Consider the following 24,981-nt stretch of genomic DNA (forward strand, 5'->3'; position numbering starts at 1 on the left):
GAGGTTGAGCGGAATAAAATGGCCGCTTAGATAGTGTTATTTGGACAACTGGGTTGAAAACCACCGCTTTTAAGAAGCTGTAGTAAGCCTGTTCTATGTTTCCACATCAGTTACAACGAGCTAAGTAATCACGCATAACTGATGTGGATTCAGGGGCTAACTTATCTTTATCGTCACCCTCGCGAAGGCGGGGGTCCAGTCTCTTTGCAGGCGGTCCGCTGGTTGATTGTTCTGCGCCACAAGTCCTGGATTCCCGTCCCCGCCTACACGAGGATGACGTTCCTTCGGGAATGACGGCAGAACCACACCTGTTAAGCGGCATTACTTAAATATCCTTCATCAAGTCGATGTGATTATGTTATTAAAAACGTTATAACAAAGACTCACTTTCTTCAGGTTCATCAGGATGCGCATTCTTGTTTCGCTGTATTGGATATTCGTTCTTGGTGGCTGTGCCACGGCGCAGGAACAGTCATTGGTGCTGGATACGGTAGCGACTTTTGATACTCGACTATCGGAAACCTCGGGGCTGATACGCTGGCAACAAGGATTTATCACCCATAACGACAGCGGCAATGACGCCGAGCTGTTTATGCTTACCGCCAACGGCGATCTCATCGCCCGCCTGCCCGTTGCCGCCGGCAATCACGATTGGGAAGACATCGCCGTGCAGGGGAATACGCTGTATGTTGCCGATATCGGCAACAACAATGGTCGACGACCTGAACTCTCCATATTACCGCTGACTCTAGAGCAAAATAAGGTACAAGTGCATCCGTCACTGCCGGTCGCCTATGCCGAACAAACCCATTTTCAACCCGCACCCTATCAGCATAACTTTGATGCCGAAGCGCTTACTTGGGTGGAAGATGACTTATGGCTGTTTACTAAGCGCTGGCTCGATCAGCAAACCGCCATTTACACCGTACCGACCATTGGCAAACCGCGCCCTCTGCAAGCTCACCAACAGCTGAATACCCAAATGCTGGTGACAGGAGCCGACTTTGATACCAAAACCAACACCCTACTGCTACTCGGCTACAGCCGAAATTGGTGGCACCGTACTGCCTGGATTTGGCTGTACCCGGTGCAAGAGGGTCGTGTGCTTGAGCGCCAAGGCCTGCGATTTAGATTAAGTGAACGTGGTCAGTTTGAAGGCATTGCTTTAGGCCAAGACCGACTTATCTATGTGACCCGCGAAGGACACAACACTAATCTGTTTCGTAGTCGTGTGTCGCTGGCAGCCTTATTGGCACACTCACCTTAAATAGCGCTGGCATAAAACTGCAATAAAAAACCCACCAAACTGTCATCTGCCTCATTTAGCATCGGCTTCGAACTTAGCTTACTCCTGAGGATTGAAATCGATGAACAGCATACTGAGAATATCCAGCCTATTGACCCTAAGCCTAAGCACGTCGGCTGTGCTTGCCGCCGACATCGCAGAGCTAGAACAAAAAGCGCGAACTGAGGGCAAAATATACAGTGTCGGCATGCCTGATAGCTGGGCGAATTGGAAAGACACTTGGCAAGATTTAAGCGAACAATACGGCCTTGAGCATCAAGATACCGACATGAGCTCGGCTCAGGAAATTGCCAAGTTTGCCGCAGAAAAGGACCATGCTACCGCCGACATTGGCGACGTAGGTGCCGCTTTTGGCCCTATCGCCGTGCGCCAAGGCGTCACCCAAGCCTACAAACCCACCACCTGGGAACAGATCCCCGACTGGGCCAAAGACCAAGACGGCCACTGGATGCTGGGCTACACCGGTACTATCGCCTTTATCGTTAATAACGAACTGATACACAAAGCCCCCACCTCTTGGCAAGACTTGCTAGACGGTGACTATCAGGTAACCGTGGGTGATGTAGGCGTGGCCGCACAAGCCAACAGCGCCATATTAGCCGCCGCGTTTGCGCAAGGAGGCGATGAGTCCAATATCAAGCCGGCACTGAATTTATTTGCCGAATTGGCCAAACAAGGCCGCCTGTCTCCCATAGACCCCAATATTGCCAATCTAGAGAAAGGGGAAGTGGAAATGGCCATCTTGTGGGATTTTAACGCCCTTAATTATCGTGACCAAATTAATCGTGACCGCTTTACGGTGGTGATCCCCAGTGACGGCTCGCTGATTTCTGGCTACGCCACCATTATCAATAAATATGCTAAAAACCCGAACGCCGCCAAGCTGGCTCGAGAATATATTTTAAGTGATGCAGGACAAATCAATCTGGCGCGCGGCTATGCCCGTCCCATTCGCGACAATGTCACCCTGCCTGCTGATGTGCAGGACAAACTGCTACCCCAAGAGATGTATACCGTGGCGCGTCCTATTTCCGACCATAAAGCCTGGGAGAAAAGCACCCGCACCTTATCTCGCCAATGGCAGTCGGCCGTACTCATTCATCAACAGAGATAAGCATAATGAGCAAGGTCATACTGGTCGTAATAGACGGACTGGCCTATGAAGTAGCCCAACAATGTATGGGCTACTTGCAGGGTCTAAACGAAGCAGAGCAGCTTACCAGCTATAAAATGCAATGTGAGCTACCGGCGGTATCCCGCCCCCTTTATGAATGCATTCTCACCGGTACTCGGCCGGTGGACAGCGGAATATTGAATAATGATATGGTTCGCCTTAGCACTCAGCAGAGCCTGTTTTCTCTGGCGCGTTCGGCGGAGTTAACCACGGCGGCGGCGGCTTATCACTGGGTTAGCGAACTGTATAATCGCGCGCCCTATCAGCCGGTACGGGATCGTTTCACTCACGACTCGACATTACCTATTCAGTATGGCCTGTTTTATTCTCAGGACCATTACCCAGACTGTCACCTACTACAAGACGCCGAGATCCTGAGAACCCGATTCGATCCGGATTTTTTGCTGATCCATCCCATGAACACCGACGACGCCGGCCATAAGTTCGGCCTAGACTCGCGACAATACCGCAACAGTGCCCGGCGTTTCGATCTGCTATTGGCCAACTATCTGCCGCGTTGGTTAGATGAAGGCTATCAAGTGCTGATCACCAGCGATCACGGCATGAACCGAGATCACAGCCATAGCGGCATCTTGCCAGAAGAGCGCGATATACCGCTGTTGGTAGCAGGAGCCGCCTTCAGCCATAACCGTCATGCCCGCCCACAACAAATTGAGCTGTGTGGCACTATCGCCAGCTTGCTGGGGGTACCCCACGACAAACCCATGTGCAGCGAGTTATTGAAATGAGTGAACCACTAACCGTCAACTTCCCCCCAGACTCCAGCCTTTCCCAAGCGCAAGCGCCCCGTCATCATCGTAATAACGCGTCGTCTGTGGCGGCTAAACCTGCAACTTGGCGGCGCGGCCTGCCCTTATTGTGGCTGCTGCCGTTTGCATTACTGTTTGGCCTATTTCAACTGGCACCGATGATCTGGGTCATGGTCAATGCCTTTCAGGTGGATGGCCACTGGAGCTTGGCCAATTTTCAAGAAATCATCGACTCGCCCTTTTATCTGCAGTCGTTTACTAACAGCATCGACTTGGCGCTATGGTCCAGCCTGCTGGGCTTATTGATTGCATTGGCGGGAACCGCGGCACTGCGCCAAGTACCTGGCAAGTTACAAGATATGGTGGTGGCCTTCACCACCATGGCCAGCAACTTTTCTGGGGTGCCGCTGGCGTTTGCCTTTATCGTGTTACTGGGCATGAACGGCGCCTTAACCTTATTGCTGCAAGAAGCCGGTATCGTCGAGAGCTTTAATTTATATTCTCGCAGCGGACTCATTGTTCTTTATACCTATTTTCAAATCCCGTTAGCCATTTTATTGCTCTACCCCGCGTTCGACGGTCTGCAAGAAGACTGGCGAGACGCCGCCGCGCTGCTCGGCGCTCGCCCGTGGCAATATTGGTTACGGGTAGTATTACCCGTGCTAACACCGGCCTTGTTGGGCACCTTTATCATATTGCTGGCCAATGCGCTGGGGGCCTATGCCAGTACTTTTGCGCTGATGACCAGCAACTATAACTTGGTCACCATCCAGATTTCCGCCTTGGTCGCCGGTGATATTTTTCTTGAGCCGCAGCTGGCCGCCGCCCTGTCGCTATTACTGATGATCATCTTGCTGCTGGTGACCGCGGTCAATCAGTGGATTATTAGCCGGAGTCGTTATGAATAAATCACTCAAGGCCCCGCTGCTGGCCCGATTAACGGTCAACGGACTGCTGATTTTGCTAGTCGCTCCCATTATAACAACCTTGGTTTACTCCTTGTCCGCACAATGGGGCGCGCATATTTTACCGCGCGGCTTTACGTTCGACTGGTATATCACACTGTGGTCCGACAGCCGATTTTTGGCCGCCTTTGCCCGCTCACTGCTGGTGTGTTTGGCCGCCTTGCTGCTCAGCTTGCTACTGATATTACCGACGCTGTTTGTGGTGTTCTATTACTTTCCGCGATTGAAGAGTCTGATGAACCTGCTGATATTGCTGCCTTTTGCGGTGCCGCCTGTAGTGTCATCAGTCGGCCTATTACAGCTATATGCGGGGGGCCCGTTGCCACTGATTGGCGGACCGTGGATTTTGATTTTCTGCTATTTCACTATCAGCCTGCCCTTTATGTACCGAGCACTGGCCAATAACCTGGACGCCATTCCATTGTCGGACTTGATTGATGCGGCACATCTGCTGGGCGCCAGCACGGTGTTGGCTTTTCTGCGAGTGGTATTGCCGAACATCCGCAATGGCCTGCTGGCCGCGCTATTTTTGTCTTTCTCGTTCTTATTCGGCGAGTTTGTATTCGCCAATATGCTGGTCGGCACCCGTTTTGAAACGCTGCAGGTCTATCTGTATAGCCAACGCACCAACAGTGGCCATTTTACCAGCGCCATGGTGATGTCTTATTTTCTCTTTATCGGCGTCGCGACCTGGTTCGCCTTGCGCCTGCAAACTCGGAGCCGCTAATGCACTACCTAGAAGTTGCCAACCTGACCAAATCGTTTACCGACACTCCCGTGTTCAAAGGCATCAGTTTCGATATCAGTAAAGGGGAGTTTGTTACTCTGCTCGGCCCTTCGGGCTGCGGTAAGTCGACGCTGCTACGCAGTATTGCGGGGCTAACCACGCCAGACAGCGGACAGATACGCGTCGCAGGTGAAGATATTACCTGGCTCAAGCCGCAGAAACGCGGCATCGGCATGGTCTTTCAAAGCTATGCGCTGTTTCCTAACCTGACCGTGGCCGACAACATTGCCTTTGGTCTGACTATGCAGCGAATAAGCAAACCCGATATCGCACGTCGCGTGGCCGAAGTAATTGAGCTGGTCGGCCTGGACGGCCGCGCGCATTACCATCCCGCCAAACTCTCCGGTGGCCAGCGCCAGCGCGTCGCCTTAGCCCGAGCATTGGTAGTACGGCCGCGCATTCTGCTGCTGGACGAGCCTTTGTCAGCCCTCGATGCCCCGATTCGTAAACATCTGCGCGAACAAATCCGCACCATACAACAACAGCTTAATCTGACTACTGTGTTTGTCACCCACGACCAAGAAGAAGCGCTCACCCTATCGGATCGGGTATTTGTGATGAATCAAGGGAAAATAGTGCAGGCCGGCACGGCCGAAGCCGTCTACACGCGCCCCGCCAACGATTTTGTGGCGGGTTTTATCGGCAATTATAACTTGCTGTGTCCCGCACAAGCTCATGTGCTGCTCGGGCTGAGCATTCGCGGCAAGCTGGCCGTACGCCCCGAGTCCATCTATATTCGTGAGCTGGGTCGTGATTATGGTCCGGCCATGACGGCACCAGTACCGGCCAAAGTGACGGGTCATCAACTGTTAGGCAATGTTATCCGCTACCGTATCGAGGCCGCAGGTTGCCTGTTGACCGTAGATAGACTGAACCGAGGAGCTGATGCGCTATTAGCGATTGGTAGCCCGCTAGAACTGCTGTTCAACCGCAACGAACTAAAGGAGGTAGCGTGATGAAACTGGCTATTTTTGACTTAGATGAAACCCTGATTGCCGGTGACTCTGCCAGTTTATGGTTAGAGTTTATGGTGCGCCGTAAGCTAGCCCACGCCGATATTCTGGTACAAGAAAAAAACCTAATGAGTGCCTATTATCAGGGCCGGATGGACATGAGCGCCTATATGACACTAACCCTGGCACCCATTCGACATTGGCAACCACAAGACCTCACCCCGCTGGTAGACGAGTTTGTGCTGCAAGACATATTGCCCATCGTGTATCCCGAGGCGCGGGCGCGGCTGAATTGGCATCAGGCACAGGGCCACCGCGTGGTGATTATCTCCGCCACCGGCGAACATCTGGTCAAACCTATTGCCCGCGCACTGGGCGTTGAGCATGCCATTGGCATTATGCTGGAGTGCTGTGAAGGGAGTTATAGCGGCCGTACCCGAGGCGTATACAGCTATCAAGAAGGCAAGCTCACTCGTCTGCAAGACTGGCTACAAGAGCAGCAGCTAACCCCTTCCTTAAGTTATGCTTATAGCGACTCCCTCAATGATTTACCTTTGTTGCAGTACGCCGATCAAGCAGCCGTGGTTAACGGTGACTCACATTTACGGTTAATTGCCCAACAGCGAGGCTGGGAGCTGTTTGATTGGCAACACTAATAGCAGGCTAATGTCATATTTTGTTCATGAAGAGGTCATACACTGAACACTATAATTGCAACATGGTGTTCTAATGACAACATCTTCTTCGGTACATGACTCTCTTATTACCTTGCTAGACCAGCAGCGCTTACAGCCGGTATTTCAGCCCATTGTTGATACCCACCAGCACCGTTTACTAGGACACGAGTCTCTGATCCGAGGCCCCGCTGCCCATCCGTTGGAGTTTCCTGTTGCGCTGTTTGATGAAGCCAAGCAAGCAGGCCTACTCTCGGAGCTGGATCTAAGCTGTCGTCAACTTGCCATGCAGGCATATTGTCAGTTACAGATGTCGGGACTGCTATTTATTAATGTAGACCCTAATCTGTTGCTCGATAAGCAGCACCCCAAAGGCTGCACCCAGCGTATGGCACAAACTCTGGGCATTCCCGCCAATAACATCGTCATTGAATTATCAGAGCAATACCCTATTTTGGATCCTGCAGGGCTAAAAATTGCCGTCGAGCATTATCGCAGCCTAGGGTTTTTGATTGCGATTGACGATTTAGGTACTGGTTATTCCGGCCTCAAGCTATGGTCAGAAGTAAAACCCGACTATGTGAAAATAGACCGCTACTTTATTCAAGAGCTGCATCAAAACCCAATCAAGCGCGAGTTTGTACAAAGCATTGTGACCTTGGCGCGCGGGTTGCAGTCTCAGGTAATTGCCGAGGGCATTGAAACCGAGGCCGAGCTACAACAACTGCAGCAAATGGGTGTTTATTTGTGCCAAGGCTATTATTTGGGTCGCCCCAAGCCCATGCCTCTGTTGCAAGCCCCCCGCCTAGATACCAAACAGTCACCTCCCCTCGCCATACAACAACCGGAAAATGTGGCGGCACTGGCTCACGCAGGTGTCACGGTCGATATCGAGGATACGCTACAGCAAGTGTTTGATATGTTATTGAAAAACGAACGACTACAATCGCTGCCGGTGTTAGCGCAGCAGACTCCGGTTGGCATGTTACGACGAGTAAAAGTGATGGAGTTATTTTCAGATGCTTATGTCCGCTCACTCTACGCCAATAAAAGTGTCCGTCATGCCATGGATACGCCCGTGGTGATGGACTGGCAAACCTCGCTAGAAAATGCCAGTAGTCTAATTACACTGGACGACACCGATGACGCTGACTCCTTGTCCCATTTTATTATCACTCGCCAAGGACACTATGACGGCCTCGCATCTATTCATGGATTATTGCGTAATATCACCGAACAACGTTTGCAGCATACACACGGGAAACAGGCTATCGGATAAGAATTCAACTATGCTTTTAAGCCGCAAGGAGTAGATAGCTCACGTTATAAAAATGCAAGACTAAGTAGCTATCCCATCCTACGAATGTTGTTCAGGTGATTGTTTAATCTGGGAGTGACAGCTGCCTGATAAGACGATTCCCACGTTACATTTCCAACATTATATTGTATTGGAGAGTCTTATGATTATTCGTTCAGGTATTGTAATTTCAAGCTTGCTGTTGTCACTGTCTGCTCCCGCTCAGGACCTGTCGCACGGCAAATGGATTGACTTGACTCATGCCTTTAATGAGAACTCTGTCTATTGGCCAACGGCTGACATGTTCAAGCAAACTGAGGTCTTTGCCGGCCACACCGATGGCGGTTACTACTATTCGGCTTATAATTTTTCGGCTGCGGAACACGGCGGAACCCATCTGGATTCACCGATTCATTTTGCCGAAGGCGGCCATACCGCTGATCAATTACCGGTCGAACAGCTAGTGGGGCCCGGATTCGTTATTGATGTCTCTAAGCAGTCGGCAGAGAACGTAGATTATCTGGTGACGGCGGCAGATATAGAAGCATTTGAGAAGGATCATGGAGCCCTGCCAAAAGGTGCCATTGTTCTGCTAATGACCGGCCGCGCAGAACTGTATAACGACCGAGAGCAGTATATGGGCACTGCTGAACGAGGAGAAGCAGCAGTAGCCAAGCTGCACTTTCCCGGTCTTTCAAAGGAAGGGGCCAGTTTGCTGGTTGCACGCGGCATAAATGCGGTCGGTATTGATACTCCGTCAATCGATTATGGCCAGTCCAGCGACTTTGCCACCCATGTAGAATTGATGACCCACAATATTCCGGCCTTCGAGAACGTTGCCGACATGAGTGCCCTGCCCGCTACCGGCAGTACGATCATCGCCTTACCCATGAAGATCGAAGGAGGTTCAGGAGGCCCACTGCGCATAGTCGCCCACATCAAATAGCCACCCAGTGCATAAGTAATCACGCATAACTTATCTGGACACTAAGGCTAGCTTTTCTTTCTCGTCAGAACCACACCTGTTAAGCGGTATTACTTACGTTGCAAGAAAGGTATCCGTCTATCTAGCATCTGACCAGTGCACTGTTTGCATTGGTCAGGTCAGCTATACAAAGAAAATATCCGCATCGCCACTATCCCCTTAACTCTCCTTAACTCTCCTTAACTCTCCAAGCGTGCCTTTAAGTCACTATATCTCTAAAAATGAACTTAATTTCAGCCAAAAATTGTTTTTGTGCTAATACTCTAAGGGGCAGCAAATTTTATGCCGGTCAAGAAAACTGTGAATGAACCACGTTAATTCAAAAGGATATGAACCATGGTCAAAAAAGAAGCAGTCGGTAATAAAATCGTCACAATGGGGAAAAGTACACTGTTGGTGGCAGCCACGTTAACCGTAGGACTCGCTCAAGCACAGGCCGCAACGCTGGATACGGTAAAAGAAAGAGGCGAGTTAAAATGTGGTGTTAACTCTGGCTTAGCCGGTTTTTCTAACCCGAATGACAAGGGAGTGTGGCAAGGACTAGATGTGGACTTATGTCGCGGAGTCGCCGCAGCCATTTTTAACGATCCTAGCAAAGTGCAATACATTCCATTAAATGCCAAAGAGCGTTTAACGGCACTGCAGTCTGGTGAAATAGATGTGCTCTCTCGTAATACCACCTGGACATCAAGCCGAGATACCGAACTGGGGGTGAACTTCACTGGCGTCAACTATTACGACGGTCAGGGATTTTTAGTGAAAAAAGCCTTAGGGGTGGCCAGTGCTAAAGACTTAGATGGCGCGGCTATTTGTATTCAATCGGGTACCACTACTGAGCTGAACGTAGCCGATTACTTCCGCAAAAATAATATCAATTATACCGCCGTGGTATTTGACACCTCCGACCAAACCGTACAGGGCTTAGAAGCAGGCCGCTGTGATGTACTCACCTCCGATTTATCTCAACTTTATGCTTTGCGTACCAAAATGTCCGATCCTGAAGGCGCCGTTGCGCTGCCCGAAGTTATCTCAAAAGAGCCGTTAGGTCCGTCGGTACGCCAAGGCGATGATCAGTGGTTTAACATCGTGAAATGGACTCACTTTGCCATGCTGAACGCCGAAGAAATGGGTGTCACCAAGGAAAATGTGGACTCCATGAAGGGCAGTACTAATCCAGATATGCGCCGTTTCTTAGGTGAAGATGCCGATTTTGGTAAAGGCATGGGGCTTCCTGCAGACTGGGCTTATCGCATTATCAAACAAGTGGGTAACTACGGAGAAATTTTTGAAGCTAACGTCGGTCAAAGCTCACCGCTGAAAATAGACCGCGGGCTCAATGCGTTATGGACAGATGGTGGTTTACAGTATGCGCCGCCGGTTCGCTAATGGGCGGCTGGCGACTTAACTTTCCCTGTGCATGGGATAAATAGCTAGCATATTGGCTCTAACCTTGGGCCGCATTGGATGCGGCCCCTTTATTACTCTTTCGGGGGGCTGGGCTTATGTCCTTACCGATCAAGAACTCAAATTCTGAGACTAAATTTTGGCGTGATCCGTCTAAACGCGCACTGCTATTTCAGCTGCTGCTGTTGGGTGTTGTGGTGATTACGCTGTGGTTTATGATCAGCAATACCTTTTCCAACCTTGAAACTCGCGGTATTACCACCGGCTTTGGCTTTTTGGACGATCCAGCCGGCTTTGCTATTGCGCAATCGCTGATCCCCTATAGCGAAGTAGATTCCTATGGTCGCACCTTTGTGGTGGGACTACTGAATACGCTGCTAGTGTCCTTTTTGGGCATTATTGGTGCCACTATTTTGGGGTTTATTATCGGGGTATCCCGTCTCTCGTCTAACTGGTTAATTGCCCGTTTGGCTTCGGCCTATGTTGAATTATTTCGTAATATTCCACTGCTGCTACAAATGTTCTTTTGGTATTTCGCGGTACTTCGCACCCTGCCTAGCCCACGCAATAGCGTCAATATCGGCGATAGCGCCTTTCTTAACGTGCGCGGCCTGTATTTACCTGAACCCTTACCAGGCTCCGGATTTTACTGGGTTGGCATAGCACTGCTAGCAGCCATTGCCCTGTCTATTTGGCTTGTTCGACTGAACAAGCGCCGTCAAGAAGCGACCGGTAAGCGCTTTGCCGCGGGATGGCTGTCACTGGGGCTTATTCTGGCGCTGCCTATACTGACGTTTGTATTACTAGGCTCACCGATGGAATGGGGCTTTCCCGAGTTAAAAGGTTTTAACTTTAGGGGCGGCATTACCATTATTCCTGAGTTTTTGGCGCTGTGGCTATCGCTGACTATTTATACCGCCGCCTTTATTGCCGAGATTGTCCGTTCGGGAATTCAGGCTGTGGCGCACGGCCAAACCGAGGCCGCACATGCGCTGGGCATAAAAAATAGCCTAACGCTGCGCTTGGTGGTCATCCCACAAGCAATGCGGGTCATTATTCCACCGCTCACCAGCCAATTTCTTAATCTAACCAAAAACTCATCGTTAGCCACCGCGATTGGTTATCCCGATTTAGTGTCGGTGTTTGCGGGTACCACACTCAACCAGACCGGTCAGGCAATAGAAGTGATCACTATTACGATGTTGGTTTATTTAGTCATCAGCCTCACGGTGTCCTTCTTTATGAACTGGTTTAACCGCCGTATGGCCTTGGTCGAACGATAAGTTGAGCGATAAGTGGAGCACTAATATGTATAAAAATACCCTTACTCCACAACAGGCAGCTCCCGCCGCCAGCAGAGGGATCCTTGGCTGGCTGCGGGCTAATTTATTTTCGGGCCTGTTTAGCAGTATTTTTACCTTAATCGGTATCTATGTTTTATATCTGTTGCTAGTACCCATCATTAATTGGGCCATTATTAACGCAGACTGGTTAGGTAACAGCCGAGAGGCCTGCGTGAGTGGCGGCGCTTGCTGGGTATTTATCAGCAACCGATTGCAGCAGTTTACCTATGGGTTTTATCCTGCGGATGAAATTTGGCGTATTAATCTAACCTTTGTTTTATTTGTGTTGCAGTTGTTGTGGTTAGCCTTACCGCGCCTGCCCGCCAAAATGTGGATAGCGCCTTTTATGGTGTTGGTGTTTCCCATTATTGCCTATGGCTTGTTATATGGTGGCTGGTTTGGCTTAACCGAGGTGCCCACCCATAAATGGGGCGGGCTAACCTTAACGCTCATTATCGCTATTGTGGGTATTTTTGCCGCCTTACCGATAGGTACTTTGCTGGCATTAGGCAGGCAATCCAGCATGCCAATAGTGCGCAGTCTATCGGTGGTGTTTATTGAGTTTTGGCGTGGGGTGCCCTTGATTACGGTGCTGTTTATGTCGTCGGTGATGCTGCCCTTATTTGTGCCTGAAGAACTCACGCTCGATAAGCTGATCCGTGCCATGATCGGGATTGTTTTCTTTCAGTCCGCCTATATTGCCGAAGTGGTGCGCGGCGGCTTGCAAGCCATACCCAAAGGCCAAAGCGAAGCCGCCGAAGCGCTGGGACTCAATTACAGTAAAACCATGTTGCTCATCGTACTGCCCCAGGCTCTCAAGATGATGATCCCCGGCATAGTAAACACCTTTATCGCCCTATTTAAAGACACCAGCTTGGTGCTAATTATCGGCCTATTCGATTTGCTGGCCATTGTGCAATCGGGGCTCGCCGATGCCAAGTGGCTCGGCTTTGCCACCGAGGGCTATGTGTTTGCCGCATTGGTCTATTGGGTATTTTGTTTTGCCATGTCGAAGTACAGCCAACATTTAGAACGAAAACTTAACACCGGCCACCGCATCGGTTAGCCATCCATGGGAGTGAGATAATGGATACAAATAACAAGGAAGCCATGGTAACGCTACGCGGCGTCAATAAGTGGTATGGCGACTTTCATGTGTTGCGCGATATAGATTTAACGGTCACTAAAGGCGAGCGCATCGTCATTTGTGGCCCTTCAGGCTCAGGTAAGTCGACCTTAATTCGCTGCATCAACCGGCTAGAAGAGCACCAAAAAGGCGATATCATCGTTAAGGACACCCCGCTGACCAACGATGTGAAACACATTGAAACCATTCGCCGCGAAGTGGGCATGGTATTTCAGCACTTTAACTTGTTTCCGCACCTCACCGTGCTAGAGAACTGCACTTTGGCACAAATTTGGGTACGTAAAACGCCGAAAAAAGAAGCCGAAGAAGTGGCGATGGCACTGCTGACCCGAGTTAAGATCCAAGAGCAGGCTAAAAAATATCCCGGCCAGCTATCCGGAGGCCAACAGCAGCGCGTAGCTATTGCCCGCAGCCTGTGTATGAACCCCGAAATTATGCTGTTTGACGAACCCACCTCGGCACTGGACCCCGAGATGATAAAAGAAGTACTAGACGTAATGATTGAACTGGCAGAAGAAGGCATGACCATGTTGTGTGTGACCCACGAAATGGGCTTTGCCCGCACCGTGGCCGACCGCGTTATCTTTATGGATGAGGGGCAAATTATTGAAGAAAACGACCCCGAAACCTTCTTCCATCACCCAGAGTCAGAACGGACTAAGTTATTTTTAAGCCAAATATTGGGGCATTAAAATTGGGGATTGGGGATTGGGGATTGGGGAATTTTAATCCCTGCTCCCCAGTCCCCTTTCACTGGCTTTTAATCAGTGATCACAAATATCGCCTTTAGTGAATAAATAATCTTTGAGCTCTTTATCCAACACGGTGTCGCGGCGGCGTATCCACTCTAATACCATGGCTGCGTGCTCTTTTTCTTCATCCCGATTATGGATCAAAATCGCTTTAAGCTCAGGATCACGGCACGCATCTACCCGCTGATTATACCAATCTACCGCTTCCAACTCCTCCATCAGGGAAGTAATAGCCCTGTGCATATCGCGAGTCTCATCGCTCAATTCATTTATGGGTTCATGATAACCTTCGTTAGACATAGCCAAGCTCCTTACGTTTAGTAATATGACATCAACATCAGAGATAATGGGTAAGTGTGGTTGATGCTGATATTTTTGCAGAATATTTGGTCATATTTTTAGAAAATAAGATAAAGCCCCGCTTGCTGGCAGGGCTTTGACTTAGCTAAAGCATTGACCAGTGTACGGATCTGCTCCACATAAAAATGCCCTTCTTACCGTACGACTGATGCAATGGTAAAAGGCGTATCATCTAGGCTCACTTGGGTAAAACGGGGCTTAGGCATGAGTGCCTCCTCAAAAAGTCCAAACGCGAACTCTTTAAGTGTAGATATAAGGCCAAAAACTAACCAGCTAACATGGGTGGTCTGTTAGTGTTGCCCATTGACAGCGCTCTTATCGTAGCTACAATGTATATACTTAATCCGGTAAACTTAATCGAGGTCACCTATGACTACATCAATTGCAAAGTGGGGCAATAGCGCAGCTCTTAGACTACCTAAGAACATACTAGACGCACTATCTTTGAACATCGGAGACAAAGTGAATATCGTTCAAAGAGGTAATTCTGTTGTCATTGAACCTTGCAAACCCTCGCTAGAGGACTTGCTGGCTCAAGTTACCTCACAAAACCGCCATCAGGAAATATTCACCGACCAAGTTGGACGTGAACTTCTATGAGCAACGCACCAAATGTGGGAGATATTGTAATTGTAGACTTTGATCCCCAAGCTGGTCATGAGCAGGCTGGTAAGCGTCCCGCTCTAGTATTAAGCTCTTTTCAGTTCAACAAAGTCACCGGCTTTGCTTGGCTTTGCCCTGTTACAAATCAAGAGAAAGGGTACCCTTTCGAAGTGAAAATTCAAGGAACCAAAAAAACAGAAGGAGTCGTTCTTACCGATCAACTTAAAGCTCTGGATTGGTCTGCAAGAAAACTGCGCAAAGTAGATAAAGTAAATGCCCAATGCTTATCGGAAGTGAAAATTTTAGTATCGACCATTTTAAACATATAACGCCTTGCTCAGCGGGAAAATGCGAGCGTGAGCGAGTAGTTTTTCCGATGAAGCAACTTGTTAGGCACATTTCAGAGATGCCATTGTTTAATGATTTTAACTCAGTTATAAAATTATCTAGTAGAGCTGTTTCAGTAATAAAATATAACTGAGCTTCACTAGCAACTCTTTTTATACCGAAGTCCTCGAACTCTGACTGAGCGTTGATATTTACATGAATTTTACCTCTGTCTTGGACAGTGTAATCCTGCTACAAAAGCACCATTAGCATACTCAGGACCAAAGATACTGATCATAAATGACCCCCCCTACTTTTTATGAGTTTTTCAAACTCACCCTTCGGGTCGGCGTCGCATTGCTCCTTCGTTGTCTCACTTCGTTCGGCTGGGCTGTTTTTCATCAATCATTCTGTAGGTTGAGCTGAGGCACGAAGCCCAATAGATTGTTTTAGATATGAAAAAGTTGGGCTGCTTATCGTTAGACCAACCTATCTAGCGAATACAAAACACCCCCAAAAGGTGGGGTGTCTTTTAAAAATCTATAAATAAATGCTGAGTTAAAATTATAGAATTCTCAATATCTGTCCAATACGTATGTTGTTTAGATGCTTAAGCTGATTCAATTTTGCAAGCATCTTCACACTAACTCCAGTTCTTGCAGAAATAAGTGACAAATTATCACCAGAACGAACAGTATAAAATTGTTGTTTAGTCTTAGTAGGCTGTTTTACCACTATCTTTGTAACGACAACCTTCTTGGTTGGGGTACTTTTAACAACAATTTTCTTGTTAGTACTCTTAACGTTCTTAGTAACAACTACTGTTTTCGTATTATTCTTACTAACGTTTTTATTTACCTTCTTGGTATAAGTAACTTTATTTTGTTGTTTATGGTTATTAGATCCGCTGTTGTTATCCGCTGATGCCACGCCTGCAAAAGTTAAAGCCAAAACCGAAAGAGCTGTTACCAAAGTTAATTTTACGTTTTTCATTTTATTTACCCTTGATTAAATTTATTGCTTTAAATTCGTTTGTTGCTTTTGTTCAAACGTTGAAAGTATTTTACACCAGATAAATGCACAAACCTAACATGCAACTTAACATGCCACCCAGTGCGGGATTTAACTTTGTTAATATTTTAACCAAAAATAATATTTGAGCGATATTCACCTAACCAGCCTGACCTTCTACGTTTAGCCGCCAAGCTGTCTTTTGCACCCTGATGCTGCTTAATCACATTGAGCGCCGCGCGGTTAAATGTCGCCAAGTGTGATGCGCCATCTGGATCTTGTACCTTTAACTCATCTTCTCTAGAAACGACATCAAGCACCCAGTGAAGTTGGTTTTCGACTTGCCAATGCTCCCTTACTGAACGCGCGGCAAGTTCAACGTCGAGCTCTAATGAGCTGGCATACCAACGTGAATCCCTTGTTCCTTTCCCTTTGCTAGTGCGCTCACTCACCACTTCAATAAACGTTTTAATATGGGGCCATTTTTCTTTTAGCTCAGGGGGTAAATTAGCCTCTATCTGCATGATATTACGCCATTCTTTACGTCCGTGTCCGGTGTTGTGCTGAATACATTCAGCCATACTTTCAGGGTCGTCATACACCGCAGCAAAAGCTGCGGTTACATGCTCATAAAGCTTAGGCTGATTCTTTTTCAATTGAATAGTGAAATCGCCTTTTTTCTTAATGATTAGCGCCATGGTTGAGGCTAAACAATGTAACGAATCAAGTGTCACAATCGCGTTATTCAGTATTAAGGCATCGAGCACATCACGGGCTAAGCCAACTTCTTTACCTTTGCTTCTATCTGATTGCTGATACAGCATTAAACCGCTTTCTACATCATAAGCGTTGACGACGTGAAGCACGCTTTTATTGTCATCTGACTTGGTTCCACGAAGGGTTTTGCCATCAATCGCTAGCACTGATTTCTCTGAGCGAGTTCGCTCAACATTCAACCAATCAAATAAGGCATCTAGTAGAGCGTCACTTTCTAATGTTCTGATTATATTAGCAATACAATGCCGTTTGGGGATACCGCTCTCGAACTGCCGATATTGCCTTAACCAATCAATTTGGCTCTCTCCGAAGTCTTGAATGGACTTCCAGCCGGTTGCGCCACTGAGTAGTAAGCGTCACTGCATCCACACCTGTTTAGGCCATTTTTAATACCGTAGATTATCCGTTTTAATGAACGAGGTGATCTATGAGTCGTAAACATCGTAGCGAGGCGCAGTGGCTTGAGCTAATTAACGCCTTCGAGAAGAGTGGACAAAGCCAAGCCGATTTTTGTGCTGAGCAGAACGTTAGTTCTGCCTATTTTACTCAGCGCCGTCGTGCACTGCGCAATCTTGATGAGCCCGCTTTCGCTGAGGTAAAGCCCCAAGCTGCCTATACTTTTCTATCTCCTAACTCGGTAAGCCCGGCACTCACGCTACGTTATCAGCAAACTGAACTGGCATTGCCGCTCTCGGTAGAGCCGCGCTGGTTGGCCGGTTTGATAAAGGCGCTGTCGGCATGAAGATGTTTGTTGAGCCGCCCGCCATTTATTTGCATAAACAGCCGGTGGATTTCAGGAAAAGCATTAACGGGCTCAGTGTTATCGTGGAAGAGCACATGCAGCTATCTTCGTTCAGCGGCGCGTTGTTTGTGTTCTGCAATCGACAGCGGGACAAAATCAAGGTGCTGTATTGGGACCAGACCGGTTTCTGCCTGTGGTACAAACGGCTGGAGAAAGACAAATTTAAGTGGCCGAAGAAGATATCAGGAGAGGTGCTGACGCTATCAGAACGCCAGTGGCATTGGTTGCTGGAAGGCCTCGACATTCAGAAAATGACCGGCCATCAACCGCTGCAATTTACTGCTGTTTATTGAGGATTATCTATGCCATTTACGCCTAAAAAAGCCTGATATATTAAGGCGTTCGCGACGGGTTTATAGTAAAATAAGCACCATGAAAAAAACCCGTGCCACCGCCATTCCTGATGATGTCGAGAGCTTGAAACAGCAGCTACTTGAGATGCAAACCTTGCTGCAAAAAACGCAGCGAGAGAGCTTACATCATCAGCAAGAAGCGAAACGATTTCAGCAGCTCTATCACCAATCAATTGAGCAATGGCAATTGGCGCTGAGAAAACGCTTTGCGGCGAGCAGTGAAGGTCACCCCGGGCAAGGCGAGTTGTTTAACGAGGCTGAAGACAGCCTGACGCCCAGCGCCGAAGAAGTCGCCACCGATGAAACCATTACCTACACCCGCAAGAAGTCTCGTCGCCCTAGCTTGGCGGCTGAGCTGCCGCGTGAAGACGTGGTGCACGATATTGCAGATGCAGATAAGGTCTGTGATGACTGCGGCCATGACTTGCATCAGATGGGTGAAGAAGTCAGCGAGAAGCTGGAGTTTATCCCCGCTACCGTTAAAGTCATTCGCCATATCCGACCGAAATACAGCTGCCGTTGCTGCGAACAACAGGCCACGCGTACCACGATTAAAATAGCGCCTTCTCCGGCCTGCATGCTACCGAAAAGCATCGCCACCCCGACTTTGCTGTCGCAAATCATTACCGCTAAATATCAGTTTGGGCTACCGCTGTATCGGCAAGAAGCGTTATTCAAAAGCTTCGGCATTGAGCTGCATCGCCAAACCATGAGTCGATGGCTATTAAAGGTCAGCACCCAGTTAACACCGCTTTATCAGCGGATGCACGCCTTGATGCTAGAGCGGCCGGTATTGTGGTCTGACGATACGTCAGTCAAGGTCATCGACGTTGATAAGGTGCAATGCACGATGTGGGTGTATGGCTGTGGCGGCGATAAACCAGAGAGCTTACCGAATAATACGGCGTCACCGCCCAATATCGTGCTGTACGACTATCAAGATGGCCGTGGCGGCATACATCCCAATACCTTTTTAGCGGGTTATCACGGCTTATTGCACGTCGACGGCTACGCGGGTTATCACGGTACTGACGCTCTGTTAGCTGGTTGCTGGGCGCATGCGCGTCGGAAGTTTATCGAAGCCAAAGCCGTGCAACCCAAGGGCAAAACCGGTCGGGCCGACCAGGCGCTGAATCTGATACAAAAGCTGTATGGTATCGAGAAGTCCATTCGTCAGCTGTCGATAGAGGACAAGCGCGCTGCTCGCCAAGCCCAGTCGGCTCCGATCATGGAACAACTTAAAGCGTGGCTAGATAAAGCGCTGCACCAAGTGCCGCCCAAAAATGCCATTGGTAAAGCCATCGGCTACACCTTGAATCAATGGGACAAGCTACAGGTGTATCTTGAACATGGCGCAGCAGCGATTGATAACAACCGTGCCGAGCGGGCCATCAAGCCGTTCGTGATTGGCAGAAAGAACTGGTTGTTCTCGAATAGCCGCAGCGGTGCCCAAGCCAGTGCCATGCTGTACAGCCTGATTGAAACCGCCAAAGCCAATGACGTACCGCCGGGTGTTTATCTCACGGCACTGTTTGAACAATTACCTCATCTCATCGATGGCGAGTCCGTCGACCACCTGTTGCCCTGGGCTATCCGCTTATAACTCATCCCTAAGACGCCACGTTAACATCGGTTAATGTGGCTTGTTAGGTGTGGTTCCAGTGACGCTTACACTGAGTACGGCGGAAAAGACCATAAATACGACATCAACTAAGTCGTGCTTAATATTAATGTCAGTGCGTGGATCTGGAATGCAGCTAAGGCGTTCAAAGAGGGTCATAAAACAGTTCTGTTTGGAGAAGTAGTAATGGTCTGATCACTGAAAATAAAAATAGTTCAATACGTTACAGTACAACGCTACCGATGATTAAAAAATAATCATGAGTTTCTAAGGTTGTATGAATATCCACCGATTAAACCTTATGAAATATGTGAGATCTCGCCCTGACTGTAAGGGTTGGTTCCCTTCGGCGAATAATGCTTACTCCACAGCTCTGCAATTCGAGCATGCTCAATTTTATGCTCTTCAAAATCTTTAATCGAATACATATTATTATCCAGATAGAACTCTAACGCCTTGCATGAGTGGCGATTTTGGAGCGAAAGCCGAAGGCCATAGCACAAAAACTGTCCATTCCCATGCAATTGTTAGATTTTTATGTGTTAGTAGTTTGAGTACTCAACCCAATAATCCAAATGAGCAGGCAAGAATTTAAAACCAGTTAACATGGGTGGCCTGTTAGGTAGTTTTTACTGATTTTCTTGGAGTACTCGCCAACGGCTCATACTCTCTCCATCGCCATACTCAATGATGACTGATCAACTCCGTGTCGATACCACTCGTAGCGCGGTTTACCTCCAGCATTATCGACATTTGGTGCGCCACGGCCAGCTTTCAAATCTTTTAGATTAAGGGTGCGCATTTCAACGCTAAAACGTGCTAACTTGGTCGCGTTGGGCACACTAGCATGTAAATGAGCACTGGAAAAACATAGAATATCACCTGGCTCAATCACTATTTTTACCGCCTTGCTTTCATCCACTGTCCGCAATAACTGAGGTGTAGGAGAGTAGCTTACCGCGACACCTTCAGGCGTTTCGCGGCGCGCAGCAAGATATTTTTGAAAGCTCCACTCAGAGGTATCGTTAATGGTTGGATGATCCCAGTGGTAAGGGTAAAAGGCAATACTCCGTTCTTCTTCTATCTTATAAATAGGTGCCCACCAATTGGTCTGCGCTTGTATATTGCTTCCCCATGTATCACGATGATGCCCAACTACGGTACGCAGACCCTCCGTAAAGGACTTTTCGGCCGATACTACTCGCATAGCAAAGTAATCATAATAGGTCAAATCTAGCGCTAAACCTGCTTCCTGCAGCGCATGAAAAAATATCGACTTAGCTTTATCGTCAGCTTGAATTCTTTTCTGTGTATCGGCAACAAATCTTCGATAATCCTGCTCACTTAAATGGTACTGAGCTTGCTCTGGATACAGGCCACTCAAGGATTCTGATAATAGTTGATCGGTGTATTGGCATAATTCCAACATTGCTGGAAGTTGTTGAAAAACAATCAAGTCACCTGCAAAGATGATCTTTGATCTTTGTTCATCTGTCATTCCACTATCGGTTTGAATAATATTCATCACTTCGCCTGTAAATATATAATCTCATTTCACCACTGACTTCTTTTGCGTCGCAGAAACATAACGCCTTACTAAGGGAGGAAAGCTAAAAACAAAACCTAACATGCCACCCATGTTAAAGCTGCCTTCATGCCGGACCAGGCTTCTACCGTTTCCGCATCTATTTTCAACACCAGATGCAGGTGATTAGACATCACCGCATAAGCGGCAATATCAATGGAGAATACCTGCGCTAATAATAGTAAGCGTTGCTCTATCCAGCCACGGCGATGCTCAAAAGATTGGCCACATATTTATGAAACAAGAGCCATGATCAGTTCCACACAGAAACGCCCTTCTTACCGTACGACTGATGCAATGGTAAAAAGGCGTATCTGCCAAGCTCACTTGGGTAAAACGGGGCTTAGGCATGAGTGCCTCCTCAAAAAGTCCAAACGCGAACTCTTTAAGTGTAGATATCAGCTCAAAAACTAACCAGTTAACATGGGTGGCCTGTTAGAGTGTTCACTTGCCAAAATTTCTATAGGCACAGCTCTAAATTCGTCACCATCAACAACTAATGATCTCTTTTCCAACAATGGCTCAAACCCATCGGCAACAGTTTCATCATTATTATTTCTACGTGTTTTAGTTTTAAAAATTAGAAGTTCATAACCATCATTTAAAATTTTATCTATATGTTTAAGTGAGTGCGCATAGCCTTTTTTTGACCACTTAGGGCTAAGTATTAAATCACTACCCTCTCCGTTAGACGAGTTTAAACTAAAAAGAACCTACTTAGACTGATCATTGCAATATGAATATTTACCCTGAGTAGAACCAAATGAAAGTCCCATAACCCGATTAACAAAACTAGTTCTCGATTCTTTCTTCATAATTTAACTCTTATTATTTAAATTTTGTATGAGACTACCGATTTACTCTGTGTCAAGCTAACGCTGCATTAAGGTATGAGCAACGCTATCACCAAGCCTAAATGATTACGCCATAAACACGAAACCTAACCTTTAATTTAAAACACCAACCGTTGATAATCACTCTTAAATACTTTGTTAGCTTATTTTAGCGTCTGATTTAGCTATCTCAATAACTTTTTTAGCCGTACTTCCCCCCCAGCCAGAAGATAGTAAATCATCCACACAGAAGTCAGTTATCTTAGCTCTAATTATTATCAAGTAGAGAACAAAACCTTCTGATACATACCAGTCACTATTATTATTTTCAAATAGATTTTTAAGGTAATTCTTTGGATTAAAAGATAGTGCTTTCTCAAGATCTTCGATTGTTAATAGTCCAACCCTATGACAATGCTCCGAAATAAAACCAAGATAATCTTGTTCTTCATAGTGCTCATCCCGATGAGGAGCATGAGGCGGATCTTCAAAAGAAAATTCAACTGACAACATGAAGTCAACAATTCCCTCCAGTGCCCCCCAACTATTAATAAATTCTCTTAATGAAATTGGATCAATTGGAATATGGTTGTTGCCGGCGAGAATTTGTGCACTTGCTTCCTGTCTCGCGTCTTCGGACTCGTGCCTAATGTCAATAAACTGTTCATCGGCCAGCTCAAACAGTCCAGCTAAACGATTTAATTTTCTTCTTAAGGATTTAGGTACGTCTACTTCATTTTTATATTGAAGTGCGTGAGATATTGACGTCCAGCTATGCTGTAATACTGTTCTTATTTGAACTTCAACCAATAAACTTTCATACATTTTCCACTCAGAAAGCTCTGCTCTATCTAGACCAATCTTTACAATGTAATGTAACGATATATAACCAAACTGTTCTGGATTATACTCGCTAGCTTGGTGTGACACTTCTTTTTCTACAACCTGAAATTCTTTTACTAATACATTAGCAACTTTTTCTACATCGTCATGATAATATACAATTACTCGAACGCCTGATAAATCTGTTAACTGTTTCAATGGGTTTTCGTAAAATTTATTAGGCTTTCTAATTTTCTCTTGGAAACTCTCTATCGTTTTAGTTCTTCCATCTATCAAATGAAACTTTATTCCATTTATCCTAAGTAGTTCGCTAAGTAAAACTTTTACTTTATCAGTTAAATTCACGTAATCTGGTCTAATTAATCTATATGATCTTACTGCAGACTTCTCAATCATATTACACTTACTCTAGAGTTAAGCTAACGCCTACATTTGGCGCATTTTGGTTGTTGCTTGGTCTTTTCAAGCGAAGACCAAAATGTCGCTCAAGATGTACTTGTTAGACCTCATTCTAAGTAACGCTCGTACCAAGAAACTGACCGATTCCATAGGTTACAGTCATTGCGATTGCACCACCGACAACCAGACGAATGATGGCTGAGCGTTTGCTCGACTGTCCAAGGAACGCGCTGAGCCAGCCAGTCACGACAAGTCCAATCAGGACAGAAAGGAAAGCTACTGAAATACGCGAATCAGCTGGTGGTAGCAGTATCGCAACCAAGGGCAGCGCAGCACCTAGCGAAAATGAGAGCATGGATGATCCGGCAGCAACCCAGGGATTCGCGATTTCGCTCTCATCAACACCGAACTTATGAAGAAGGTGGGCGCGTAGCACTTCACCTTCACGCATCTCATAAATAGCCGTATTCGATGTTGCCTGACTGACACCCCGTGCGTGAAGAAACGAAACAAGCCAATCCCTCGCTTCATTGGGGCATGCTTTCAGCTGATCTTGTTTCTTCGCGATCAACGCTGTTTCAGTATCTCGCTGTGTACTTACAGATACGTACTCACCAAGTGCCATCGAAACGGCACCAGCGACAAGGCCTGCCACACCAGCAGTAGCAATATGTTGAGCATCGGCCGATGCAGCCGCAACTCCGATCACTAGACCAGCGGTTGAAATAATCCCATCATTGGCACCGAGAACGCCGGCGCGCAACCAGTTGAGTCGAGTAGCTACCGATCTGCGGGGGTGTGCTCTTTTTTGTTTTTCTTCATTCATATTGATGGTCTCATTTGAGCGTTAATAATGCCGAAAGTAGGCATAGAGAGATCTAACGCTTAGATAATCAGCGAAGGTCCACTCATCAGCATTTTCTACTCTTCGTCGAGTGTGGAGACCTTTGACTGATTCATCGTATTGTGAAACCTAACAAACCTAACATGCCACCCAAAAAACCTAACATGCCACCCATGTTAAAGCAGCCCCAATAGTAACCCTTTATATGAAGAACATAAATTAATTGGCCTACTCAGTAATGAGAAGGGATCAAGCTGCTGAAGAACTGAAAATGGGTACTAATTTTGAGGAGTTATTCGAGAAATAAGCAGCAATCGGCTAGCATTGGCGGACTTCAGGTAGGAGCCTAACAAAGTGAGCTTAAGATTGAGCTGACAGAGCCGTCAGCTAGCCCAATGTTGGCAGCTGCTGGCATGGGCAACACGTTGCATGCCCAAATTCTCACTGTAATGCGTAAGCTCTGGAAGCGAGCCAACGGGGCCTTTAAACATACTCATAAACTCTTGGGTTATTTTCAGCCATGTTTCCTGTGAGATATTTAAACGCTCTAGTATCTTAGCAGTGCTTTCCTGAATCGCACCGCGCTTATCATCACGCAGTATACGACCGGTATCATCCACCAACATGAGGTAATCTTGCAGTTCAAACACCAAGCCTTTAGGCAGTTCGCTACGCTCGTTACCCACAAAGGGCAGTAACTCTTTAGGTTGTTTACCTTGTTTAGCTGCATTAATACGGCGTTGGATACTGGTAAAGTCTGAGCGCTCTGGCGTGTCTGCTATTTTGGCGCGGATGGGGTTTAAATCCACATAGGTCATGCAAGCCAGTACCGCCGCCTCATCTAGCAAAGCTTGGGACTTAAAACGTCCTTCCCAGAAGTGTCCGGTGCAGTTGTCCTCTTTATTCGCCCAGCGGGCGATAGGCTCGTTTAACGCTCGCATAAACCAGCTGATATCTATTAAACGGCTGCGATATTCAGCAATTCTCTCATCGAGCAGCTCCATAAAATGGGGCTCGATGGCTTCACCGTTAGCAAATCGTTGGGTTAGCCAAGTCCCGCCAAACA

Annotated in this window: 24 protein-coding genes and 1 pseudogene; 18 read left to right on the forward strand and 7 right to left on the reverse strand. The window is 47.4% G+C overall.

Features of this window, described 5'->3' with window-relative positions; genetic code table 11:
* Positions 1-406 precede the first annotated feature (406 nt).
* The 13 genes from ACFQ1C_RS03525 (at position 407) to ACFQ1C_RS03585 (ending at position 13,497) form a co-directional block, all read left to right on the forward strand.
* Positions 407-1,267 carry an SdiA-regulated domain-containing protein gene (locus tag ACFQ1C_RS03525; RefSeq protein WP_379557153.1) on the forward strand — a complete coding sequence of 287 codons (861 nt, stop codon included), beginning with the start codon at positions 407-409 and terminating at the stop codon, positions 1,265-1,267.
* 100 nt (positions 1,268-1,367) lie between these two features.
* On the forward strand, positions 1,368-2,420 hold the full coding sequence (locus ACFQ1C_RS03530) for an ABC transporter substrate-binding protein (RefSeq protein ID WP_379557154.1): 1,053 nt from the start codon (positions 1,368-1,370) through the stop codon (positions 2,418-2,420).
* A 2-nt stretch (positions 2,421-2,422) separates the two neighbouring features.
* A complete protein-coding gene (locus ACFQ1C_RS03535; protein ID WP_379557175.1) occupies positions 2,423-3,229 on the forward strand; it encodes an alkaline phosphatase family protein in 807 nt (268 codons plus the stop codon).
* Positions 3,226-4,158: an ABC transporter permease gene (locus ACFQ1C_RS03540; protein ID WP_379557155.1), complete on the forward strand. Its 933-nt coding sequence runs from the start codon at positions 3,226-3,228 to the stop codon at positions 4,156-4,158. Before ACFQ1C_RS03535 ends, ACFQ1C_RS03540 begins: the two co-directional genes overlap by 4 nt.
* Positions 4,151-4,942 carry an ABC transporter permease gene (locus tag ACFQ1C_RS03545; protein ID WP_379557156.1) on the forward strand — a complete coding sequence of 264 codons (792 nt, stop codon included), beginning with the start codon at positions 4,151-4,153 and terminating at the stop codon, positions 4,940-4,942. The genes ACFQ1C_RS03540 and ACFQ1C_RS03545 overlap by 8 nt, the downstream gene beginning before the upstream one ends.
* Positions 4,942-5,958, forward strand: coding sequence for an ABC transporter ATP-binding protein (locus tag ACFQ1C_RS03550; RefSeq protein ID WP_379557157.1), 1,017 nt, complete (start codon positions 4,942-4,944; stop codon positions 5,956-5,958). The genes ACFQ1C_RS03545 and ACFQ1C_RS03550 overlap by 1 nt, the downstream gene beginning before the upstream one ends.
* A complete protein-coding gene (locus ACFQ1C_RS03555) occupies positions 5,958-6,611 on the forward strand; it encodes an HAD family hydrolase (protein ID WP_379557158.1) in 654 nt (217 codons plus the stop codon). Before ACFQ1C_RS03550 ends, ACFQ1C_RS03555 begins: the two co-directional genes overlap by 1 nt.
* Positions 6,612-6,684: 73 nt before the next feature.
* Positions 6,685-7,908, forward strand: coding sequence for an EAL domain-containing protein (locus ACFQ1C_RS03560; protein WP_379557159.1), 1,224 nt, complete (start codon positions 6,685-6,687; stop codon positions 7,906-7,908).
* 181 nt (positions 7,909-8,089) lie between these two features.
* Complete coding sequence (locus ACFQ1C_RS03565; RefSeq protein ID WP_379557160.1) at positions 8,090-8,872, forward strand: cyclase family protein; 783 nt, start codon at positions 8,090-8,092, stop codon at positions 8,870-8,872.
* Between the two features lie 375 nt (positions 8,873-9,247).
* Positions 9,248-10,297, forward strand: coding sequence for an amino acid ABC transporter substrate-binding protein (locus ACFQ1C_RS03570; RefSeq protein WP_379557161.1), 1,050 nt, complete (start codon positions 9,248-9,250; stop codon positions 10,295-10,297).
* A 116-nt stretch (positions 10,298-10,413) separates the two neighbouring features.
* On the forward strand, positions 10,414-11,598 hold the full coding sequence (locus ACFQ1C_RS03575; RefSeq protein WP_379557162.1) for an amino acid ABC transporter permease: 1,185 nt from the start codon (positions 10,414-10,416) through the stop codon (positions 11,596-11,598).
* Between the two features lie 25 nt (positions 11,599-11,623).
* The gene (locus tag ACFQ1C_RS03580) at positions 11,624-12,724 is read left to right on the forward strand and encodes an amino acid ABC transporter permease (protein WP_379557163.1); all 1,101 of its coding nucleotides are present in this window, start codon (positions 11,624-11,626) and stop codon (positions 12,722-12,724) included.
* Positions 12,725-12,744: 20 nt separating this feature from the next.
* Complete coding sequence (locus ACFQ1C_RS03585; RefSeq protein ID WP_449290057.1) at positions 12,745-13,497, forward strand: amino acid ABC transporter ATP-binding protein; 753 nt, start codon at positions 12,745-12,747, stop codon at positions 13,495-13,497.
* A 72-nt stretch (positions 13,498-13,569) separates the two neighbouring features.
* On the opposite strand, the gene ACFQ1C_RS03590 is transcribed toward ACFQ1C_RS03585, so the two are convergent.
* Entirely contained in the window at positions 13,570-13,857 is a 288-nt protein-coding gene (locus ACFQ1C_RS03590) for an encapsulin-associated ferritin-like protein (protein WP_379557164.1), read from the reverse strand.
* A gap of 429 nt (positions 13,858-14,286) precedes the next feature.
* On the opposite strand from ACFQ1C_RS03590, the gene ACFQ1C_RS03595 reads away from it, so the two are divergent.
* Both ACFQ1C_RS03595 and mazF read left to right on the forward strand, forming a co-directional pair.
* Positions 14,287-14,517: an AbrB/MazE/SpoVT family DNA-binding domain-containing protein gene (locus tag ACFQ1C_RS03595; protein WP_379557165.1), complete on the forward strand. Its 231-nt coding sequence runs from the start codon at positions 14,287-14,289 to the stop codon at positions 14,515-14,517.
* Positions 14,514-14,849 carry an endoribonuclease MazF gene (gene mazF / locus ACFQ1C_RS03600; protein WP_379557166.1) on the forward strand — a complete coding sequence of 112 codons (336 nt, stop codon included), beginning with the start codon at positions 14,514-14,516 and terminating at the stop codon, positions 14,847-14,849. Before ACFQ1C_RS03595 ends, mazF begins: the two co-directional genes overlap by 4 nt.
* Before the next feature lie 562 nt (positions 14,850-15,411).
* Here the strand turns inward: mazF and ACFQ1C_RS03605 are convergent.
* Together ACFQ1C_RS03605 and ACFQ1C_RS03610 are read right to left on the reverse strand one after the other, a co-directional pair.
* Positions 15,412-15,840, reverse strand: a complete 429-nt coding sequence (locus ACFQ1C_RS03605) for a LysM peptidoglycan-binding domain-containing protein (protein ID WP_379557167.1) — start codon at positions 15,838-15,840, stop codon at positions 15,412-15,414.
* Positions 15,841-15,986: 146 nt separating this feature from the next.
* Positions 15,987-16,985, reverse strand: a pseudogene (locus ACFQ1C_RS03610) (ISAs1 family transposase); the annotation flags it as partial.
* A gap of 77 nt (positions 16,986-17,062) precedes the next feature.
* On the opposite strand from ACFQ1C_RS03610, the gene tnpA reads away from it, so the two are divergent.
* From tnpA to tnpC, 3 genes are all read left to right on the forward strand, one after another.
* Complete coding sequence (gene tnpA, locus ACFQ1C_RS03615; protein WP_379557168.1) at positions 17,063-17,377, forward strand: IS66 family insertion sequence element accessory protein TnpA; 315 nt, start codon at positions 17,063-17,065, stop codon at positions 17,375-17,377.
* Positions 17,374-17,730, forward strand: a complete 357-nt coding sequence (tnpB, locus tag ACFQ1C_RS03620) for an IS66 family insertion sequence element accessory protein TnpB (protein WP_379557169.1) — start codon at positions 17,374-17,376, stop codon at positions 17,728-17,730. Before tnpA ends, tnpB begins: the two co-directional genes overlap by 4 nt.
* Before the next feature lie 79 nt (positions 17,731-17,809).
* On the forward strand, positions 17,810-19,393 hold the full coding sequence (tnpC, locus tag ACFQ1C_RS03625; protein WP_379557170.1) for an IS66 family transposase: 1,584 nt from the start codon (positions 17,810-17,812) through the stop codon (positions 19,391-19,393).
* Between the two features lie 679 nt (positions 19,394-20,072).
* Here tnpC and ACFQ1C_RS03630 read toward each other — a convergent pair.
* The 4 genes from ACFQ1C_RS03630 to ACFQ1C_RS03645 form a co-directional block, all read right to left on the reverse strand.
* The gene (locus ACFQ1C_RS03630) at positions 20,073-20,936 is read right to left on the reverse strand and encodes a hypothetical protein (RefSeq protein WP_379557171.1); all 864 of its coding nucleotides are present in this window, start codon (positions 20,934-20,936) and stop codon (positions 20,073-20,075) included.
* Between the two features lie 1,052 nt (positions 20,937-21,988).
* Positions 21,989-23,068: a GTP pyrophosphokinase gene (locus tag ACFQ1C_RS03635; RefSeq protein WP_379557172.1), complete on the reverse strand. Its 1,080-nt coding sequence runs from the start codon at positions 23,066-23,068 to the stop codon at positions 21,989-21,991.
* A gap of 115 nt (positions 23,069-23,183) precedes the next feature.
* Positions 23,184-23,897, reverse strand: a complete 714-nt coding sequence (locus ACFQ1C_RS03640) for a VIT1/CCC1 transporter family protein (RefSeq protein ID WP_379557173.1) — start codon at positions 23,895-23,897, stop codon at positions 23,184-23,186.
* A 401-nt stretch (positions 23,898-24,298) separates the two neighbouring features.
* Positions 24,299-24,981 (reverse strand): transposase (locus ACFQ1C_RS03645; protein ID WP_379557174.1); only part of this gene is annotated, 683 nt, incomplete at its 5' end.

The sequence above is a fragment of the Oceanisphaera ostreae genome, from assembly GCF_042676125.1.
Taxonomy (GTDB): Bacteria; Pseudomonadota; Gammaproteobacteria; order Enterobacterales; family Aeromonadaceae; genus Oceanimonas; species Oceanimonas ostreae.